We start from the raw sequence: 18,172 nt of genomic DNA, 5'->3' as shown, positions 1-18,172 counted from the left end.
TTTTGTAACTATACAAGAATGGAGATCAGTGTGAAAAATGGAATTTTTCGCACACGGGAATGGAGAGTAGTATGTGTGGAATTTACGGTGTAGTCAATAAAAAGATAGACCGGGAACTGGCAATGAAATGTTTAAATACGATGATCCATCGTGGACCAGATGGCTATGGATTGTGGCAGGAGGACGGTGTGACATTAGGACACCGCAGACTGTCGATCCTAGATCTTTCAAATGCCGGGAGTCAGCCGATGTCCTATGCCAATGAACGTTACTGGATGACATTTAACGGTGAGATCTATAACTTTATCGAGATCAGGGACGAATTGCAGAAAAAAGGATATACATTCCGCAGTGCCAGTGATTCCGAGGTGATCATGGCTTCATTCTGCGAGTGGGGTGAAGCATGCGTAGACCGTTTCAATGGCATGTGGACATTTGCTATCTGGGATAAACAGACAAAACAGCTTTTTATTTCCAGAGACCGTTTCGGGGTAAAACCGTTATTTTATGCTGAACTGCCGGATGGCGGTTTTGCATTTGCATCGGAGATGAAAGTTATTCTGCCGTTACTTCCGAAAGTGGAGGCAAATAAGCCGATGTTTGACCGTTATTTTGCGGACAACCATTATGAATCACAGCCGGAGTGTCTGATCCGTGGAATCAAACGTTTCCCGGCGGGGCACAATGCATGGGTAAAAGATGGGAAAATCATCCTGAAGCGTTACTGGAATACCTTAGACCATCTGATCTGTGTACCGGATTCCTATGAGGAGCAGGTAGAGCAGTTTCGTGAGCTGTTTTTAGATGCCTGCAAGATCCGTATGAGAAGTGACGTGACACTTGGTACCGGACTTTCCGGTGGTCTTGACTCCTCTGCTGTCATCTGTGCGATGTCTTATATTTCAAAGAATATGACAGATGAACGCACCAACAATGACTGGCAGCACGCCTATGTGGCATGTTTTCCGGGAACAGCACAGGATGAGACAAAATATGCAAAACAGGTTACGGATTTTCTTGGAATCAGCCACACCTTTATGAATATCGATTCCGCAGTGTCTGAGCGTGAGTTTTTGCGGCAGCTATACTGTTTCGAGGAACTCTGGGGCAATCCGCAGGTGCCGATGATGGAACTTTACAAGAAAGAGAGAGAACTTGGAACCACAGTTTCCCTTGATGGGCATGCAGCGGACGAACTGTTTGCGGGATATGGGTTTGACGTATTAAAAGCGTACCCGGATGCAAAGACAAAAGAAGAGATCGACATGATCACGACTGCATATCTAAATCAGGATGCGGAAGATGGAGTGAGTCAGCAGTCTGCTGCATTTAAAAAGCAGAGAAATAAACTCTATCGCGAGTATATGCTGAAATATCATGCCAAAAAACTGCTCGGCAGGGAGACTGTAAAGAGTGCATATTCGGATCATCCCAACTGGAACCAACTGGATAATCTCAATAAAACATTATTTGTTTCCACACATGAGACGATCCTGCCGACACTTTTACGTAACTATGACAGGGACAGTATGGCAGCCGGAGTTGAGATCCGTATGCCGTTTCTGGATTACCGGATCGTGGAATTTGCATTTTCCATTGGCTGGCGTTCAAAACTTCATGGCGGTTTTTCAAAATCGATCGTCCGTGATGCAGGTGCGTCTTTTATGCCAAAAGAGATTGCTTACCGCCGTACCAAGCTGGGATTTAATGCACCGATCCTTGACTGGATGCGTGGACCATACCGGGAGTTTTTTGAAGATACTGTGGCATCGGCAGATTTTGCAAACTGCAGCCTGATCGATGATCCCGCAAAAGTGCGCAGTGACCTTTCCGATTTTCTTGCAGGTAAAAATGCTACGTTTCATCAGGCGGCAGATATCTGGAACAGGATTCAGCCGTATCTGTGGGAGCGTGCACTGATCAAACAGGATTGGATACAGGAGTAAACAATGAAACGATATCAATATCTGGATGTGGCAAGGGGATTTGGACTTTTACTTGTCATCATTTCACATAGCTGCGGACTGAGCCGCTTTCTGATCAATTATTATATTCCGCTGTTTTTTGTGGTGTCGGGATATATTTATAAAGAAGGCAGAAGTTATAAAGAAAATATTTCTCACAAGGCAAAGCGCCTTTTGATACCATATTTTGGTTACAGTGCAGTACTTTTAGTAATCTATGCGTTAATGGGAAGGACATTTGCAGAGACAAAAGAGTCTGTATTTGGGATACTTTATTCCAGATACTGCCTATATGATACAACCGTTGTAACAGATAACGTTTACCTGTTTACGGTGGCAAATGGTGCGATGTGGTATCTGACAGCATTTTTTGCAGCAAGTCTTGTGTATCATCTGGTGATCGACCGCTGCCTTGCGGATAAGAAGTTCCTGATCGGTACGCTGATCGTTTTAACTGCGATCACCATGGCACTTGCTGACATTCCGGTACTCCTTCCGTGGAGCATTGATCTTGCCTGTGTTGGAACCCTCTTCATGATCGCAGGAACCCTGCTCGGCAGAACGCAGTTTTTCGAAAAGAAATGGAACATTCCACTGATCGTGGCAGTTCTTGTTATCTACATCCTGACAAGCTGCCTTGATCCTGGTATTAACATGTCCATCCGCGAATACGGCATCTACGGAGCGCTCAGTGTACCATTCTTTATCATTGTAGGACTTACGGGCTCACTGCTCTGCATCTGGTTTGGAAAACTGATCGAAAACACCGCCCCAGGCAGATTCATCGCCTACGTCGGAAAAAATACGATCTTCCTGCTCGCCTTCCACATATTTGCCTTAGAAGTTGTTGAGCGTATCGCATCAAAATTCATCACAATCCCTGCACCGGGCGGCGCAGCAGTACCATTCGTACTGTATCACGCACTGCGCATCACAGTTGCAGTCTTAGGATGTCTTGCAGCTTCGGAATTATTGAACCGCATAAAAAAAAGCCTGCAGCAGAAGAATGTATAGAGTTTGTTCGCATTAAACCGTCTGCAGCAGAAGAATGTATAGAGCCAGTTCGCATTAAACCGCCTGCGCCGGAAGAATGTATAGAGCCAGTTTGTATTAAACTGTCTGCAGCAGAAGAATGTATAGAGTCCGTTCACATTAAACAGCCTGCGCCGAAAAATCAGGTAGAGATAGGTCGCGTTGAAACGCCTGTTGAAATATGACAATATAGCCAGATGGGTGGGAGAGTTTTAAAAGAAGGTGCTGGGGAGCCGCCGGTCCTTAGGGAGCGTATTTTGCTCCCTTAGTACCGTTGCGAGCGACACGCAGCGCAAGCGTGCCTTCTTATAAAACCCTCCCGCCCACCTGGCTTTTGTAATCCTACCCAGGCGTTTCCCCGCGTCCGAGCCACCCACTTCTACCAGCGTTTCCGGTACTCTGATGCCGTACACCCCTCCATCTTCCGGAACACCTTATTAAAATAACTCGCATCATCAATGCCGCAAAGGTGCGCAATCTCTTCAATGGAAGAATTGCTGTACCGGAGCAGTTCCTTGGCATTATTGATCTTTTTTGCCAGGACATACTGGATGATCGTCGTTCCAAATTCTTTTTTAAATTCCCGTGAAAGATAATATTTACTGATAAAAAACTGTTCTGCGAGCTGGTCTAAGGAGATATTTTCCGTATAATGATCGTCCAGATAGTGCAGAATTGTTTTGAGTTTATCTGAGAGCAGCTCATTTTTTTCGTTGGACTCGGTACAGATGAGCGTTAAAATATGAATGATCTGCTGGGCAGTCAAAAGATCGGTGTCATCGGTTGGTTCTTCGTTGTAACGGATGATATTCTCTATCGAGGTAATCAGTTCTGTGAAATGAGCAGAGCGGAAATGCCAGTTATGGTGCTCCCTGAAATAGGTATAATATGCTTTGACCTGGGGACCGTTGAAATGAATCCAGAGCAGTTCCCAGGGGTCTTCATCCGTACTTATGTGGGTGTATTCTCCAGAACAGTCGAGAAAAAAACAGTCCCCTGTGTGGGCAGTCCTAGAGATCATACCACCCTCGGATAATGGTTCCCGATAGGTGACTTCGCCACTGCCGGAGAGCACGACAAAAAACAGGTAGGAATTAAGCTCACTGCGTCGGCTTAAGTGTGATTTCAGACTTTTTAAATAGCCGGCTTCCTGTATATAAAAGAAGTTCTGGCGGGTAAATGCAGAGGGAGTATTGATGACGCTTCGCGTATTTGTAACTTCGGAGGTTTTGTATTTTTCAAAAAATAATTTTTTCATAGCAATATAATACTATTTTAGACCAATATATTCAATTGTAAAATGCAAAAAATTAGATTAATCTATACAACGGCTTAAAAATTTGATATTAGCAAAATAATTATAGAATTCATAAAAGGAGAGATGAAATGAGTAAAAAAGCATTGATCACAGGTGTAACAGGACAGGATGGAAGCTACCTTGCAGAGCTTCTTTTGGAAAAAGGATATGAAGTACATGGTATGGTACGCCGTTCTTCCGTAGAAAAGAGAGAGCGTATTGACCATTTAGAGGGCAATCCGAACTTTACCGTTCATTATGGAGATCTTTCCGATTCTTTAAGTCTGGTACGTCTGATCGGAAGCATTAAACCGGATGAGATTTATAACCTTGCTGCACAGAGCCATGTTGGTGTCAGCTTTGATGTGCCGGAATATACAGCAGATGTTGTCGCAACCGGAGTACTCCGCGTACTTGAGGCAGTACGAATCTGTGGATTAGAGAAGACCTGCCGTATCTATCAGGCTTCCACATCTGAGTTATACGGGAAAGTAGAAGAGGTTCCACAGCGCGAGACAACACCATTCCACCCATACAGCCCATATGCAGTTGCAAAACAGTACGGTTTCTGGATCGTAAAAGAGTACCGTGAGGCATACAATATGTTCTGCTGCAACGGTATCTTATTTAACCATGAGTCAGAGCGCCGCGGTGAGACTTTCGTAACAAGAAAGATTTCCCTTGCAGCAGCAAGAATCGCTCAGGGCAAACAGGATGTTCTTTACCTTGGAAACTTATCATCCCTGCGTGACTGGGGTTATGCAAAAGATTATGTTGAGTGTATGTGGCTGATCTTACAGAATGAGAAACCGGAAGATTTTGTTATTGCAACCGGCGAGCAGCACTCTGTACGTGAATTCTGTGAGCATGCATTCCGTGAAGCAGGTATTGAATTAGAGTTTAAGGGTGAAGGAATGGATGAAGTCGGAATCGACAAAGCAACCGGAAAAACAGTTATCAAAGTATCACCGGAGTTCTATCGTCCGACCGATGTTGTAAATCTCTGGGGAGATCCGACAAAAGCAAAAACAGAGCTTGGCTGGAATCCGACAAAGACTACTTTTGAGGAACTTGTAAAGATCATGGTAGCTCATGACATGGAGCTTGTAAAAAACGAGAAATAATATATTTGGAGAAAAGTGTGAAAAATAAAATTTTTCACACACAAGTTTGTGCTTGCGCTCAAACTTGTTATGCCTTGAGAAACAGGCAGGAATGGAGAAAAGATCATGGAAAAAGATGCAAAAATATATGTTGCCGGACACAGAGGAATGGTAGGTTCCGCAATTGTCCGTCAGCTTGAAAAAGAAGGATATACAAATATTATCACAAGAACACATAAAGAGTTAGATCTCTGCCGTCAGGATGCTGTTGAGACATTCTTTGCAGAGGAAAAACCGGATTATGTATTCCTTGCAGCCGCAAAAGTAGGCGGTATTATGGCAAACAGCGAAGCACTTGCTGATTTTATGTATGACAATATGGTTCTTGAGATGAATGTGATCCATGAGGCATGGAAAAATGGATGCAAAAAACTGATGTTTTTAGGTTCTTCCTGCATTTATCCGCGTATGGCACCACAGCCGATGAAAGAGAGCTGCCTTCTGACAAGTGAACTGGAGAAAACAAATGAGGCATATGCACTTGCTAAGATCAGTGGCCTGAAATACTGTGAATTTTTAAACCGTCAGTACGGAACCGATTATATTTCCGTAATGCCGACAAACCTTTACGGACCAAACGATAACTATCATCCACAGCACAGCCATGTGCTGCCGGCATTGATCCGCCGTTTCCATGAGGCAAAAGAGGCAGGATTAAAAGAAGTAACCTGCTGGGGAACCGGTACACCGCTTCGTGAGTTTCTTTATGTAGATGATCTTGCAGATGCCTGTGTATATCTGATGAACCATTACAGTGGAAATGAGACTGTAAACCTTGGTACCGGCAAAGAGCTGACCATCAAAGAACTGACAGAACTGGTAGCGAAAGTAGTCGGATTTGAGGGTGAGATCAAATGGGATACTACAAAACCGGACGGAACACCGAGAAAACTTCTTGATGTAAGCAAATTAGAAGGACTCGGATGGAAGTATAAAACAGAGTTAGAGGAAGGAATCCGTCTGACTTATGACGATTTCCTGCACAATCCAATGCGTGCAGAACGCTAAGAGAGCAATGTGAAAAATAAGATTTTTCACATGCAAGATTTGCGCTTACGCACAAACTTGAGATGCAAATAAAAACGTTGTTTTTATTGAAAGACAGCGCAAGAATGGAGAATAACATGTATATTGTTTTATTATCAGGCGGTTCCGGAAAACGTCTCTGGCCGTTATCAAACGATCTGTGTTCCAAGCAGTATATTAAGTTAATGAATCCGGATGAAGCAGAACATTCGGCTAGTACGGAAAAATGTTCCATGTTACAGCGGGTGTTCGGGCAGCTTAAGGCGGCATCACTTTCTGAGAATACGATCGTGTGTGCCAGCGATTCCCAGGTGGAACTCATTGAAAGCCAGTTAGACGGACAGGCAGAAGTTGCTGTTGAGCCGATGCGCCGGAACACATTCCCGGCTGTCATGTTGTCCTGTGCATATCTGCTATCAAACAAGGGGGCAAAACCGGATGATGTGGTCGCATTTCTTCCGGTAGATCCGTACACCACGGTAGAGTTTTTTTATAAGATCAAATCTTTAGGTGAGTATATCGAAAAACAGGATGGTGTGATCGGACTGCTTGGCGGAGTACCGACATATCCATCTACCAAATATGGATATATCGTTCCTGAAAAAAATGAGTCTGAGCCGTTTGCGGTAAAAGGATTCCGCGAAAAACCGGATGAAGCAACTGCACAGGAACTTGTGGACATGGGTGCACTCTGGAATTGTGGTGTGTTCTGTTTCAAATTAAATATGGCTGCACAGTGGCTGGAAAAATACGGTGTTACGACAAACTATGATGAGATGGTTACCGATTACGAAAAACTGCCGAAACAGAGTTTTGACTATGAAGTGTTAGAACACTGGAAAAACATTGTTGCGGTTCAATACGATGGGATCTGGAAAGATCTTGGAACATGGAATACCCTGACTGAGGAGATGAACGAGCAGAGTATTGGAGATGTGACCTGGGACAAGACCTGTGAAAACAGCCATGCCATCAATGTGCTCGGTGTTCCGATGGTAGTCATGGGTGCGAAAAATATGGTGATCGTTGCCTCACATGATGGTATTTTAGTGGCAGATAAACATCAGAGCTCCTATATCAAAGACTGCCTTGAAAATATCCCGGATGAATCCAGATTTGAGGAACGCCGCTGGGGTACGATCAAGACGATCGATAACAACGACGAGGATGGAATACACAGTGTAACAAAACGTATTAAGATCCTGGCAGGAAAGACGATGCCATATCATACACATGCGAGACATACAGAGACGATCACCGTTATTTCCGGTATGGGAAAACTTATTCTCGAGGGAACAGAGGTAGATCTGCTTGCAGGTTCTACGGTAAGCATTGCATCCGGAAAGAAACATTCCATCAAGGCTCTCGGTTCGGATCTGCGTCTGATCGAAGTAAGTCTCGGTGTTACCTGTGATGATGAGCAGGTTCTAGGCTAAAAGTAGTTACTGTTCACAGGCAGGCATTTTCTGAACTGAAAATGCCGTATGATACAGTGGGGGCAGCAGATTTTGCCGATTTGGAATGCGAAGCATCGGCAAAATCCGTTACTGGAACGAGGTACGAGTGAACAGTAACTAAAAGTATGAAGATTATCTGAATAAAAAAGATAAATGTAGCATTTTGGCTAAAAATGTTTTATAATTAAAAATGTATATACGTCTTTCTTTGAAAAACAGGAGATTTATAAACAGAATCTCTGGTATCAGGAAAAACATAAAAAAATAAAAAAAATATTGAAAACGGCATAAAAAGATGATATGTTGTTTACGGACGTAGTAATCACTGCGCGAGAAGAAAGGAGATTGGTTCATGGATACGAACGATATTTCAGCATGCGAAAGACTTGTCATGAAAGTTATCTGGGATTCCACTGAGGATCTGGCATTACAGGATATCATGAACAGAGTAAATCAGGAGAACGGAAAAAGCTGGAAGCCACAGACGGTTTCTACTTTTCTGGCAAGACTGGTTAAGAAATCATTTTTAACAGTTTACCGCAAGGGAAGATATTCATTCTATCAGCCTGCAGTAAGCAAAGAAGATTTCTGGAAAGCAACCGTACAGGAGAACGCAAGATACTTTGATAAGGGAGATATGGCTGCATTTGCATGCCACCTTTGCGAAGATGCACTTACTAAGGAAGAGATTCAGGTACTCAAGAAAAAATTAGATGAACTTAATTAGTCAGATATTTTTGATTATCCTGATCGCCTGTTTTACAGGTACGGTCAGTCTGGGGTTCTGGAAGTTATTTCAGCCATTATTACTGAAACTGGACCCCAGATTGATATATGTGACATTACGGTTTGTATGCATGATGTATATAGTTCCGTTTGGATATCTGATCGTCAGACTGACATGGCGGGGATATCTGCGGGCAGATAGCATATGGAAACCTAATTTTGAGATGGCAGGAGACATGGATCTCGTGTTTGGAATAGCCGGGATCATCTGGCTGATATTCCTGATCAAAAATGTCGCAGATGGCGTGATTGAATTTATCCGCTGGAAAAGACTCTGCAGATATAGGATACCTGTGGCAGATGAGCAGGTTTTAGCAGAGTTTTCGAAAGTAAAAAATATGCTCCATATCCATCGGAAGATAGGACTTTACTATAGTAATTCCATTCAGAGTCCAATGGTGACAGGAGTATTCCAATACAATATCTTATTACCGAAGGATCACTACAGTAAAGAAGAACTGACGGTGATCTTTTGTCATGAATTGGTACATTGTAAGCATAATGACCCTTTCTTTAAAATTTGCAGCATTTATATCGGTGCGATGCAGCATATGACCTCCGGAGCAAAACATATTCTGTCATGGATCAATGAGTGGAGTGAGTGTGCCTGTGATGTATCGGCAGTCTGTGCATTGCGTGATGTGACAACGCCCAAACGTTATTTTGAAGTGATCGTAGATCTGATGGAACGTATGCCGGAGGATTCAAAGCCGGATTATATTTTTTCTACCCTATATGAGAGCCAACAGAGTTTGGAAAGGAGAATAGAGTATATGAAAAAATATGTGAAAGCCAGAAGAGGGGCAAAAATATCAGCATTTGCATTATCATTTTTGTTTGTGGTAACATCAATAACTACGACTTATGCAGCAAGTTACGGAGTAGCGGGTGTGCATGACGAATTGTATCAGGAGGCAGAAGGAACACAGGGTGAGTTATCTGAGACACCGGAATTAAAAGAGGTATTTGTTCCGGCATCTGAGAATAACGACTATTCCCGTATCAAATATGCAAGACCGGATCTCAGTCCGGTAGCACCTATACTCAGTTCCGGTGAAATGGCGACTTTTAACTGGACGGTAGAGCCTGGAACACGTTACTGTTCCGGTAAATTTAAAGTGTCAAGCGGGCAGAAGATAGCACTTTCCGCTTCAATAGCACCGGGTACACAGACCTGTTGGATCGGTATCATGGATCCCCACAATAATGTGCGTTATGTAGAGGGAAAAAGTGCATTATCACATACGTTTTCTATTTCTGAAACCGGAAAATACCGTGTGTTTGTGCAGAACCGTGGAACAAAGAATGTAACATCAAGTGGAAGTTATTATTTCCAGTAGAAGATTCATAATATAAAAAGAAAGAGGTGAAACACCTCTTATCTTTTACAACAATATCACTACAACTGAAATCGACGTTTGATAACAATTTACATCGAAAAAATATGATCGGACGAAATCCGGGAGATCTTATCAGACTATTTCAAAGTAACAGAATTAGGAGCGGTAGAAAAATCAAATACCGTTCCTTTTTTCTGCAGAAAAGCTTTTAGGGAACTGGCAGGAAAATCAGGATTTTCCGTGATGGAGGACGGTGCGTCAATAAAAGCGCAGGCTGCACCTGCTGCCTCATAAAATTCATCCGAGAATGACCAGTTTCCATGATGACCGGTCTGGATATAATCACAGGAAATGTCATCCCGGTAAGTACTTAGAAGATAGTCATTCATATCGTATTTGATATCAGAACAGAATAACATGCTGTTTGTCGTACCGCTGATCTTAAAAAGCAAAGAAGCATTGTTCTGGTAGTCTTTTTCATCTCCTATATTGGAAATTACGGAGTCATCCCATGCATTAAAAACAGAGAGAGTCAGATCACCGGCAAGTGCGATATTATCGCCGCGTTTTAAATGAGTGACATTGCCGGCATCTTTTGTCAGGGCATGGAACGTCTCCATGACTGTGATATCATCATAGGGTTCACCGGCAGCTTCGATAAAATCATAATCAAAACCATTGTCGTAAATAGCTTTTATGGTAATATCTCCCGGATTGGAATAAATGACATTAAATGCACCGGCATGATCCTGGTGTGGATGGGAAATGATCCATGCGTCCACGGTGTTGTTATGTTCTGCGATCACATTCCGGACAGCGTCGGCATTGCCTGCCCAGCCTCCATCGATGATGATTAAGGTGTCATTGTTTGTGATCGTATAAAAGGTACCCTGAACGCCGGTTGCATCTGCATATTGTGTGATAAGATATTCGGTATCGGGATCAGGTATGTGTCCGGTGGAGTCCATACGGCCTTTCTGGTAGGAAAACCATGCAGCAAGACCGATCAGCAGGGTAAATAAGATTAAAAGCAGTGTACTTAAGTATATTCTTTTTTTCATAAATGCTCCATTCCAAGATTGTTTTTTTCTTTCTACATTAGCAAAAAAATGTGCTGTTGTAAATTGTACAGATTGGTTAAAATCTCAAACTTGCATGATATTACAGAAAATGGTACTATAAAACAATATGGAGTATTTTTGACTTTTAAATGGAAAGGCAGGAGAAATACGATGAAAATTGCAATCGCGGGAACAGGATATGTTGGTTTATCAAATGCGATTTTATTGGCGCAGCATCATGAGGTGACTGCAGTAGATATTATAAAAGAAAAGGTGGAGATGATCAATCAGCGCAGATCACCGCTTGTGGATCGTGAGATTGAGGATTATCTTGCAAATGCAAAACTTGACCTGACTGCGACGTGCGATGGTGTGCATGCATATGCAAATGCAGATTATGTTATTATCTCAACACCGACGAATTATGATGAAAAGAAAAATTATTTTGATACATCATCCGTAGAAGAAGTATTAGAGCTGGTTTTAAAAGTGAATCCGCATGCTGTGATCGTTATCAAATCCACGATCCCGGTCGGCTATACACAGTCTGTATGTGAGAAATACCACACAGACCGTATCCTTTTTTCACCGGAGTTTCTGCGGGAAGGACAGGCATTAAAAGATAATCTGTATCCGTCAAGGATTATCGTCGGTTCAAAAGAAGGAAGCAGCGAGATGAAAAAGGCAGCGGAGACGTTTGCACATCTGCTGCAGGAAGGGGCGATCAAAGAGGATATCCCGACACTTATGACAAATCTCACAGAAGCAGAGGCAGTAAAACTTTTTGCAAACACATATCTTGCGCTCCGCGTTTCTTTTTTCAATGAACTTGATACGTTTGCGGCAATGAAAGGACTTGATGCGAAACAGATCATTGAGGGAATCGGACTCGATCCGAGAATCGGAATGCAGTATAACAATCCTTCTTTTGGATATGGTGGTTATTGTCTGCCGAAAGATACCAAGCAGCTGTTAGCAAACTATGACAATGTACCGAATAACATCGTCGGTGCGATCGTAGATGCCAATCGTACGAGAAAAGATTTTATCGCAGAGCAGATCCTTGAGAAAAATCCGGATACAGTTGGTATTTACCGCCTTGCAATGAAAGCAAATTCGGATAATTACAGACAGAGCTCTATTTTAGGTGTAATGGAGCGTATTCGTGCAAAGGGTGTAAATATTGTCATTTTTGATCCGTCATTAAAAACAGATACGTTTGAAAATTCCAAAGTGATCCGTGATTTTAATGAATTTTGCAGCATGAGTGATGTGATCGTGGCAAACCGTATGGATGCAATGTTATCAGATGTAAAAGAAAAAGTGTATACGAGAGACATTTATTTCAGAGACTGATTGGAAGGACTGCATATGGATACACATAAATTTTTTGTGGAGAAACTCAGATTTCATCTGAATGAGCCGGATATGCTTGTGTTAGTCGGCTGGTTTTATGACGGAAAAGCCGCCGGCAGAGAGGTTATGGCTTATCTGGATGGTGAAAAACTGCCGGTTACCCTTACAGTAAACAAAGGTGCTGAGGTTCGCCAGAAATACCTTGGAACGATCAATGAGATCAATGAGGAAGTCGTAGGAATCGTGACACTGCCAAAAGACTGGCGTGAAAGAAAGAAATTTGAGATTTTTACGGATGATGGGGAAAAGAAAAAAAGAGCGTATGCCGTTTCAACAAAAAAACTGCGCGTGCGGGAGAGCAGACTGGAATATTATATTGAAAACTGTCACCGTGATGAGGATACTGTAACTGTGACCGGCTGGTGTATGGGAGCAGGGGAAGTGAATCTTTATCTGCTGGATCAGCGCAGACAGAAACTTCAGGTAAAAACGGATCATTATTTCAGAAAAGATCTTCTTTCGGTATTCCCGGAATGTGACACGCAGGCAAAACCAGGGTTTATGATCCAGGCGTCGGTGAAAAGACAGGTGGATGATAAAAAGTTTTTCCTTGAAATGCGAAATGCAGAACATTATTCCCGCACCCGGTTAAGAAAGTGGGATGATGGCGGCAGATGGCAGTATGTTCTGGAAAAATCACAGGATGCATTCCGCTATTTAGAACGTAACGGACTGGCTGCAACGATTCATAAGATCGAGACGAAATTAGCGGGCAGATCGGAGACATCCTATGATGCGTGGTGCAAAAAATACGATGCAGGTAAAGAAGAACTTGACGAACAGAGAAAACATGTATTTTCTTATCAGCCGCTATTTTCCATCGTTGTACCGTTATACCGGACAAAACCGGAATATTTACAGGAAATGATCGAATCGGTGCAGGCACAGACTTATGGCAACTGGCAGTTATGCTTAGCAGACGGCAGTCTCTCCGGGGATGATGAGGACAGACAGAAGGATTCCTTTGTGACGGAGCTGACACCGGTTTTAGAGAAATATGCAAAGGCGGATGCAAGGATCACTTTTACGACGCTTCAAAAGAACCTCGGTATTTCCGGCAATACGAACGCAGCACTTGCAATGGCAGCAGGTGATTATATTGTTCTGGCAGATCATGATGATATTGTTCCTGCAAATGCACTTTATGAGCTGGCAGATGCCCTGAATCAGGATCAGAGTATTGATGTTTTATATTCGGATGAAGATAAGATCAGCATGGATGGAAAAAAGCGGTTTGAACCTCATTTTAAACCGGATTTTGATCTGGATCTTCTGTGCAGTGTCAATTATATCTGCCATCTGTTTGCAGCAAAGAAGGAACTTGTGGATATGACAGGTGGATTTTGCAGTGAATATGACGGGGCGCAGGATCTTGACTTTATATTAAAATGTTGTGAGAATGCGAAAAATATCAGACATATTCCAAAGATTTTGTATCACTGGAGATGTCATATGCAGTCTACGGCTGCAAATCCGGAGAGCAAGCTGTACGCTTTTGAGGCAGGAAGACGCGCGATAGAGGCACATTATGACAGGATGGAAATTCCTGCAACTGTGGAGAATGCAGCATTTTACGGGATGTACCGGACAAAATATGACTGGAAGGAAAAACCTCTGGTATCGGTCATTATTCCGAATAAAGATCATAAGAAAGACCTTGAAAAATGTATGAATTCTATCCTCGGAAAAAACACGTATCCGAACATTGAGTTTATTATTGTGGAAAATAACAGTACGGAACAGGAAACCTTTGATTACTACAAAGACCTTGAAGTGATGCATGAAAATGTACATGTCGTTTTCTATGAGGGAGGTTTTAATTATTCAAAGATCAATAATTTCGGCGCAGATGCTGCAAAGGGATCGTATCTGTTGCTCCTCAATAATGATACGGAGATGATCGATGGTGGCGCGGTCAATGAAATGTTAGGCTATTGCATGCGAGAGGATGTCGGGATTGTCGGCGCAAAGTTGTTATATGAGGATGAGACCATACAGCATGCCGGAGTCGTTTTGGGATTTGGAGGAACAGCCGGACACGCATTTATCGGCAAACCGCGGTATGATACCGGTTATTTTGGCAGAATTTTATGTGCACAGGATTATTCGGCTGTAACGGCTGCCTGTATGATGATAAAACGCAGTGTGTTTGATGAAGTCGGTGGACTGACAGAAGAACTTGCAGTTGCATTTAATGATGTGGATTTTTGTCTGAAAGTCAGGAAAGCAGGAAAACTTGTGGTCTACGATCCGTATGCAGAGTGGTTCCATTATGAATCGAAATCCAGAGGATATGAGGATTCACCGGAGAAAGTGGAACGGTTTAATGACGAGGTGGATATACTGCTTCGTTCATGGAGAGAGATCATTGAGCAGGGGGATCCGTATTATAATCCGAATCTGACACTGGATAATTCAGATTTTTCCCTGCGCAGATAGGAAGTAAAAAAGGAGAGAGGCAGAAGTTCCTATGATGAAAGTATTTATTTGCCCGGAATGCGGATGGATGCGTGTTGTATCAAGACGCAAAGACGTGGAGTGCTTTAAATGTGGAAACGAGCAGATGACGCTGGCAAAGGTGGATTTTGATGCATTTACCTCAATGTCGGAGGAGGAACGAAAGGATTACGCAAACGGATGGCTTTATATCCATCAGAAAGCGAAAAAATAAACATGAAATCAATTTTTCAGAAAATAACCATTCAGAAAGTTGTGAAAGGATTACGCTATCTGAAGCATTATGGATGGAAAGAATTTGTGATACGTCTTCAGGAAAAAATGGAGGCGGAAAATGTTCCGTATGAGCCATGGTATGAAAAACATAAGGCAGCAGCGGATCAGCTTGAAAAACAAAAAAAGCAGGCAGAAAAATGGAAAGATGCGCCAAAGATCAGTATTGTGGTGCCGATTTACCGGACACCGGAAACTTTTCTTCGAGGGATGATCGAGTCGGTGCAGGCGCAGACTTATGGAAACTGGCAGTTGTGTCTTGCGGATGGCAGTGGATCTGCGGAGGAAGAAACAGATCTTAGATCATCAGTTGTACAGCGTGTTGCAGCCGAATATGCATCGGCAGATGTACGGATCAGGTATCAGTGTCTTAACAAAAATCTGGGGATCGCAGGAAATACAAATGCAGCGATCGCATTAGCAGATGGAGACTGGATCGCATTTATGGATCATGATGACCTGCTTGCACCGGATGCTCTGTTTGAGCTGGTAAAGATGATAAGACAGGGATTTCATAATGAAGACGGACTGGCAGCAACAATCTATCAGGAAGCCGGCAGTGACTATGAAATGATCTACACGGATGAAGATAAGGTTGATATGGATGGTAAAACACATTTTCAGCCGCATTTAAAGCCGGATTTTAATATTGATCTGCTCCGGTCAAATAACTACATTACGCATTTCCTTGCGGTAAAACGATCCCTTCTTGAAAGAGTGGGTGGCATCCGCCCTGATTTTGACGGGGCGCAGGATTATGATTTTATTCTCCGCTGTGCAGAACAGGCGAGAGCAATTGGTCATATCCCAAGGATACTGTATCACTGGAGATGTCATAAAGAGTCGACTGCTGAGAATCCTTTCTCAAAACAATATGCAGTTGATGCGGGAAAGCGTGCGATCGGGGAGCATTTAAAGCGGCTTGGTGTGGATGCGGTTGTGACACCGACGAAGGATATGGGATTTTATGAGGTAGAATATGCTCTGACAGAGAAACCACTTGTGTCGGTCATCATACCAAGTAAGGATGAGGTGGAAACCTTACAGAAATGTATTGCTGCGATTGAAAAGTCTTCTTATGGTAATTATGAAGTTATCGTGGTGGAGAATAACAGTTGTGAGGAGACATTCGATTACTATAAAAATATTGCACCGGAAGAAAATATGGTTGATGGAATACGCTGCATGGAAGGAAAACTTGCCGGTGGACAGCGCATCTGTGTTGCGGTTTACACGGAAGGCTTTAATTATTCCAGATTAAATAACTTTGGCGTAAAATTTGCAGAGGGCAGTTATTATCTCCTGATGAACAATGATATTGAAATGATCGGAAATGACTGGATGAAACGGATGTTAGAAAACTGCCTGCGAAAAGAAACAGGAGTTGTCGGTGTAAAACTGTTTTACCCGGATCATACGATCCAGCATGCCGGAATCGTGGTCGGGATCGGCGGAAATGCACGTGGAATCGGAGACAATATGTTTGTCGGACTCGCCGGAGAGCGCAGCGGTTATATGCATAAGGCATCGATCCAGCTGGATTACAGTGCAGTTACGGCAGCATGTCTGATGGTGAAGAGAGAGATTTACGAGCAGGCAGGCGGCTTTGAGGAGCAGCTTGCGGTTGCGTTTAATGATGTGGATTTCTGCTTAAAAGTGCGCAGACTTGGAAAATTAGTTGTCTATGATCCGCATGTCCAGGCATATCATTACGAGTCGAAATCCCGTGGCGCGGAGGATTCGGCAGAAAAAACAGCGCGTTTCCAGCGCGAGATCGAATATATGAGAAATCACTGGATCGGTATCTTAAAAAATGGAGATCCGTATTATAATCCAAACTTTTCTTCGGTTTATAATAATTATTCACTGAAGGATAACAGTTGAAGGGAGGATGGATGACGGAAGTTACGATTATCATTCCGAATTATAACGGAAAAAAACTTTTGGAAAACTGCATAAAAACACTGGAACGGCAGACCTGCCGGGAATTTAAACTGCTTGTGATCGATAATGGCTCCACAGATGGAAGCACTTTAGTTACATCGGAAAGCCTGGATATGGAAATGGTCGCACTGCCGGAAAATACCGGGTTCTGTGGAGCGGTAAACCTTGGTTTTAAAATGACGGAAACACCCTATGCAATCCTTTTGAATAACGATACAGAGGCAGAACCACATTTTGTGGAGGAACTGCTAAAAGGAATCAGGCAGTCGGAACATATTTTTTCCTGTGGAGCGCAGATGCTTGATTTCAGACAGCGGGATCTGATTGATAATGCAGGAGACCTTTATACGCTGCCAGGCTGGGCAGTGGCACGGGGAAAAGGCAGACCGGCTGCAGATTATGGAAAACCAGAGGAAGTATTTTCCTGTTGTGGCGGCGCGGCCATTTACCGGATGTCTGTGTTAAAGAAGATCGGTGTGCTGGATGAAAATCATTTTGCCTATCTGGAGGATCTTGATCTTGGATACCGTGCAAAAATCGCAGGATATCGCAATTGTTATATTCCGGGGGCGAAGGTGTATCATGTCGGAAGTGCTACGACAGGCTCACGCTATAATGAAAAAAAAGTATTTCTTGCTGCACGCAACTCCATGTATGTGATCTATAAAAATATGCCGGTGTTGCAGCTTTTGATCAATCTGCCGTTTTTACTGGCAGGTGTTCTGGTCAAGTGGCTGTTTTTCTGCAGAAAAGGATTTGGTCATTGTTATCTGAAAGGGATCACAGAAGGAATTACGCAGTGTAAAAAATGCAGAAAAGTTCGTTTTAAGGCGGGGAATCTTCGCAATTATGTAAAAATTGAGTGGGAACTCATTACAAATATATTTCGTGTGTTATCGCACAGATAACAGGAAAAATCGTTTGAGCGTCAAAGAATAATAAAGAAATAATTAAGA

14 protein-coding genes are annotated in these 18,172 nt (G+C 42.9%); 12 read left to right on the top strand and 2 right to left on the bottom strand.

The genetic code is table 11. From position 1 onward, the window contains the following. Window positions 1-71 precede the first annotated feature (71 nt). Both asnB and DW650_RS12940 read left to right on the top strand, forming a co-directional pair. Window positions 72-1,946, top strand: coding sequence for an asparagine synthase (glutamine-hydrolyzing) (gene asnB / locus DW650_RS12945; RefSeq protein WP_117920986.1), 1,875 nt, complete (start codon window positions 72-74; stop codon window positions 1,944-1,946). A gap of 3 nt (window positions 1,947-1,949) precedes the next feature. Next, window positions 1,950-2,978, top strand: a complete 1,029-nt coding sequence (locus DW650_RS12940; protein ID WP_118210151.1) for an acyltransferase family protein — start codon at window positions 1,950-1,952, stop codon at window positions 2,976-2,978. Window positions 2,979-3,375: 397 nt separating this feature from the next. On the opposite strand, the gene DW650_RS12935 is transcribed toward DW650_RS12940, so the two are convergent. Further along, window positions 3,376-4,254, bottom strand: coding sequence for a helix-turn-helix transcriptional regulator (locus DW650_RS12935; RefSeq protein WP_118210150.1), 879 nt, complete (start codon window positions 4,252-4,254; stop codon window positions 3,376-3,378). 128 nt (window positions 4,255-4,382) lie between these two features. Here DW650_RS12935 and gmd point away from each other — a divergent pair, with 128 nt between their 5' ends. From gmd to DW650_RS12910, 5 genes are all read left to right on the top strand, one after another. Further along, a complete protein-coding gene (gene gmd / locus DW650_RS12930; protein ID WP_117920983.1) occupies window positions 4,383-5,417 on the top strand; it encodes a GDP-mannose 4,6-dehydratase in 1,035 nt (344 codons plus the stop codon). Window positions 5,418-5,522: 105 nt separating this feature from the next. Then, entirely contained in the window at window positions 5,523-6,464 is a 942-nt protein-coding gene (gene fcl, locus DW650_RS12925; protein WP_118210149.1) for a GDP-L-fucose synthase, read from the top strand. A 116-nt stretch (window positions 6,465-6,580) separates the two neighbouring features. Next, a complete protein-coding gene (locus DW650_RS12920; protein ID WP_117920981.1) occupies window positions 6,581-7,918 on the top strand; it encodes a sugar phosphate nucleotidyltransferase in 1,338 nt (445 codons plus the stop codon). A gap of 373 nt (window positions 7,919-8,291) precedes the next feature. Beyond that, window positions 8,292-8,666, top strand: coding sequence for a BlaI/MecI/CopY family transcriptional regulator (locus DW650_RS12915; protein ID WP_117920980.1), 375 nt, complete (start codon window positions 8,292-8,294; stop codon window positions 8,664-8,666). Continuing rightward, window positions 8,653-10,065 (top strand): M56 family metallopeptidase, encoded by a 1,413-nt coding sequence (locus DW650_RS12910; RefSeq protein WP_118210148.1) that lies wholly within the window; start codon window positions 8,653-8,655, stop codon window positions 10,063-10,065. Before DW650_RS12915 ends, DW650_RS12910 begins: the two co-directional genes overlap by 14 nt. A 137-nt stretch (window positions 10,066-10,202) precedes the next feature. On the opposite strand, the gene DW650_RS12905 is transcribed toward DW650_RS12910, so the two are convergent. Then, the gene (locus DW650_RS12905; protein ID WP_118210147.1) at window positions 10,203-11,126 is read right to left on the bottom strand and encodes a ComEC/Rec2 family competence protein; all 924 of its coding nucleotides are present in this window, start codon (window positions 11,124-11,126) and stop codon (window positions 10,203-10,205) included. 171 nt (window positions 11,127-11,297) lie between these two features. Between DW650_RS12905 and DW650_RS12900 the strand changes: the two genes are divergently transcribed. Genes DW650_RS12900 through DW650_RS12880 form a run of 5 tightly spaced genes read left to right on the top strand, consistent with a single transcriptional unit; the run spans window position 11,298 to window position 18,124 of the window. Continuing rightward, window positions 11,298-12,482, top strand: a complete 1,185-nt coding sequence (locus DW650_RS12900; RefSeq protein ID WP_118210146.1) for a nucleotide sugar dehydrogenase — start codon at window positions 11,298-11,300, stop codon at window positions 12,480-12,482. 15 nt (window positions 12,483-12,497) lie between these two features. Next, window positions 12,498-14,981, top strand: a complete 2,484-nt coding sequence (locus tag DW650_RS12895; protein WP_118210145.1) for a glycosyltransferase family 2 protein — start codon at window positions 12,498-12,500, stop codon at window positions 14,979-14,981. A 31-nt stretch (window positions 14,982-15,012) separates the two neighbouring features. Then, entirely contained in the window at window positions 15,013-15,213 is a 201-nt protein-coding gene (locus DW650_RS12890) for a hypothetical protein (RefSeq protein WP_006855882.1), read from the top strand. Window positions 15,214-15,215: 2 nt separating this feature from the next. Continuing rightward, entirely contained in the window at window positions 15,216-17,156 is a 1,941-nt protein-coding gene (locus tag DW650_RS12885) for a glycosyltransferase family 2 protein (protein ID WP_118210183.1), read from the top strand. Window positions 17,157-17,167: 11 nt separating this feature from the next. After that, window positions 17,168-18,124: a glycosyltransferase family 2 protein gene (locus tag DW650_RS12880; RefSeq protein ID WP_118210144.1), complete on the top strand. Its 957-nt coding sequence runs from the start codon at window positions 17,168-17,170 to the stop codon at window positions 18,122-18,124. The last annotated feature ends 48 nt before the right edge of the window (window positions 18,125-18,172 follow it).

Origin of the sequence: Roseburia sp. AM23-20, from assembly GCF_003470905.1 — a bacterium.
GTDB lineage: Bacteria > Bacillota > Clostridia > Lachnospirales > Lachnospiraceae > Roseburia > Roseburia rectibacter.
Note: the sequence above shows the minus strand (reverse complement) of the source record. Positions and strands in the feature narration are given on the sequence as shown.

Bases quoted from the DNA above. Each gene is read 5' to 3' on its own strand.
- asnB (WP_117920986.1), top strand. From the start codon at position 72: ATGTGTGGAATTTACGGTGTAGTCAATAAAAAGATAGACCGGGAACTG.
- DW650_RS12940 (WP_118210151.1), top strand. From the start codon at position 1,950: ATGAAACGATATCAATATCTGGATGTGGCAAGGGGATTTGGACTTTTA.
- DW650_RS12935 (WP_118210150.1), bottom strand. From the start codon at position 4,254: ATGAAAAAATTATTTTTTGAAAAATACAAAACCTCCGAAGTTACAAAT.
- gmd (WP_117920983.1), top strand. From the start codon at position 4,383: ATGAGTAAAAAAGCATTGATCACAGGTGTAACAGGACAGGATGGAAGC.
- fcl (WP_118210149.1), top strand. From the start codon at position 5,523: ATGGAAAAAGATGCAAAAATATATGTTGCCGGACACAGAGGAATGGTA.
- DW650_RS12920 (WP_117920981.1), top strand. From the start codon at position 6,581: ATGTATATTGTTTTATTATCAGGCGGTTCCGGAAAACGTCTCTGGCCG.
- DW650_RS12915 (WP_117920980.1), top strand. From the start codon at position 8,292: ATGGATACGAACGATATTTCAGCATGCGAAAGACTTGTCATGAAAGTT.
- DW650_RS12910 (WP_118210148.1), top strand. From the start codon at position 8,653: ATGAACTTAATTAGTCAGATATTTTTGATTATCCTGATCGCCTGTTTT.
- DW650_RS12905 (WP_118210147.1), bottom strand. From the start codon at position 11,126: ATGAAAAAAAGAATATACTTAAGTACACTGCTTTTAATCTTATTTACC.
- DW650_RS12900 (WP_118210146.1), top strand. From the start codon at position 11,298: ATGAAAATTGCAATCGCGGGAACAGGATATGTTGGTTTATCAAATGCG.
- DW650_RS12895 (WP_118210145.1), top strand. From the start codon at position 12,498: ATGGATACACATAAATTTTTTGTGGAGAAACTCAGATTTCATCTGAAT.
- DW650_RS12890 (WP_006855882.1), top strand. From the start codon at position 15,013: ATGATGAAAGTATTTATTTGCCCGGAATGCGGATGGATGCGTGTTGTA.
- DW650_RS12885 (WP_118210183.1), top strand. From the start codon at position 15,216: ATGAAATCAATTTTTCAGAAAATAACCATTCAGAAAGTTGTGAAAGGA.
- DW650_RS12880 (WP_118210144.1), top strand. From the start codon at position 17,168: ATGACGGAAGTTACGATTATCATTCCGAATTATAACGGAAAAAAACTT.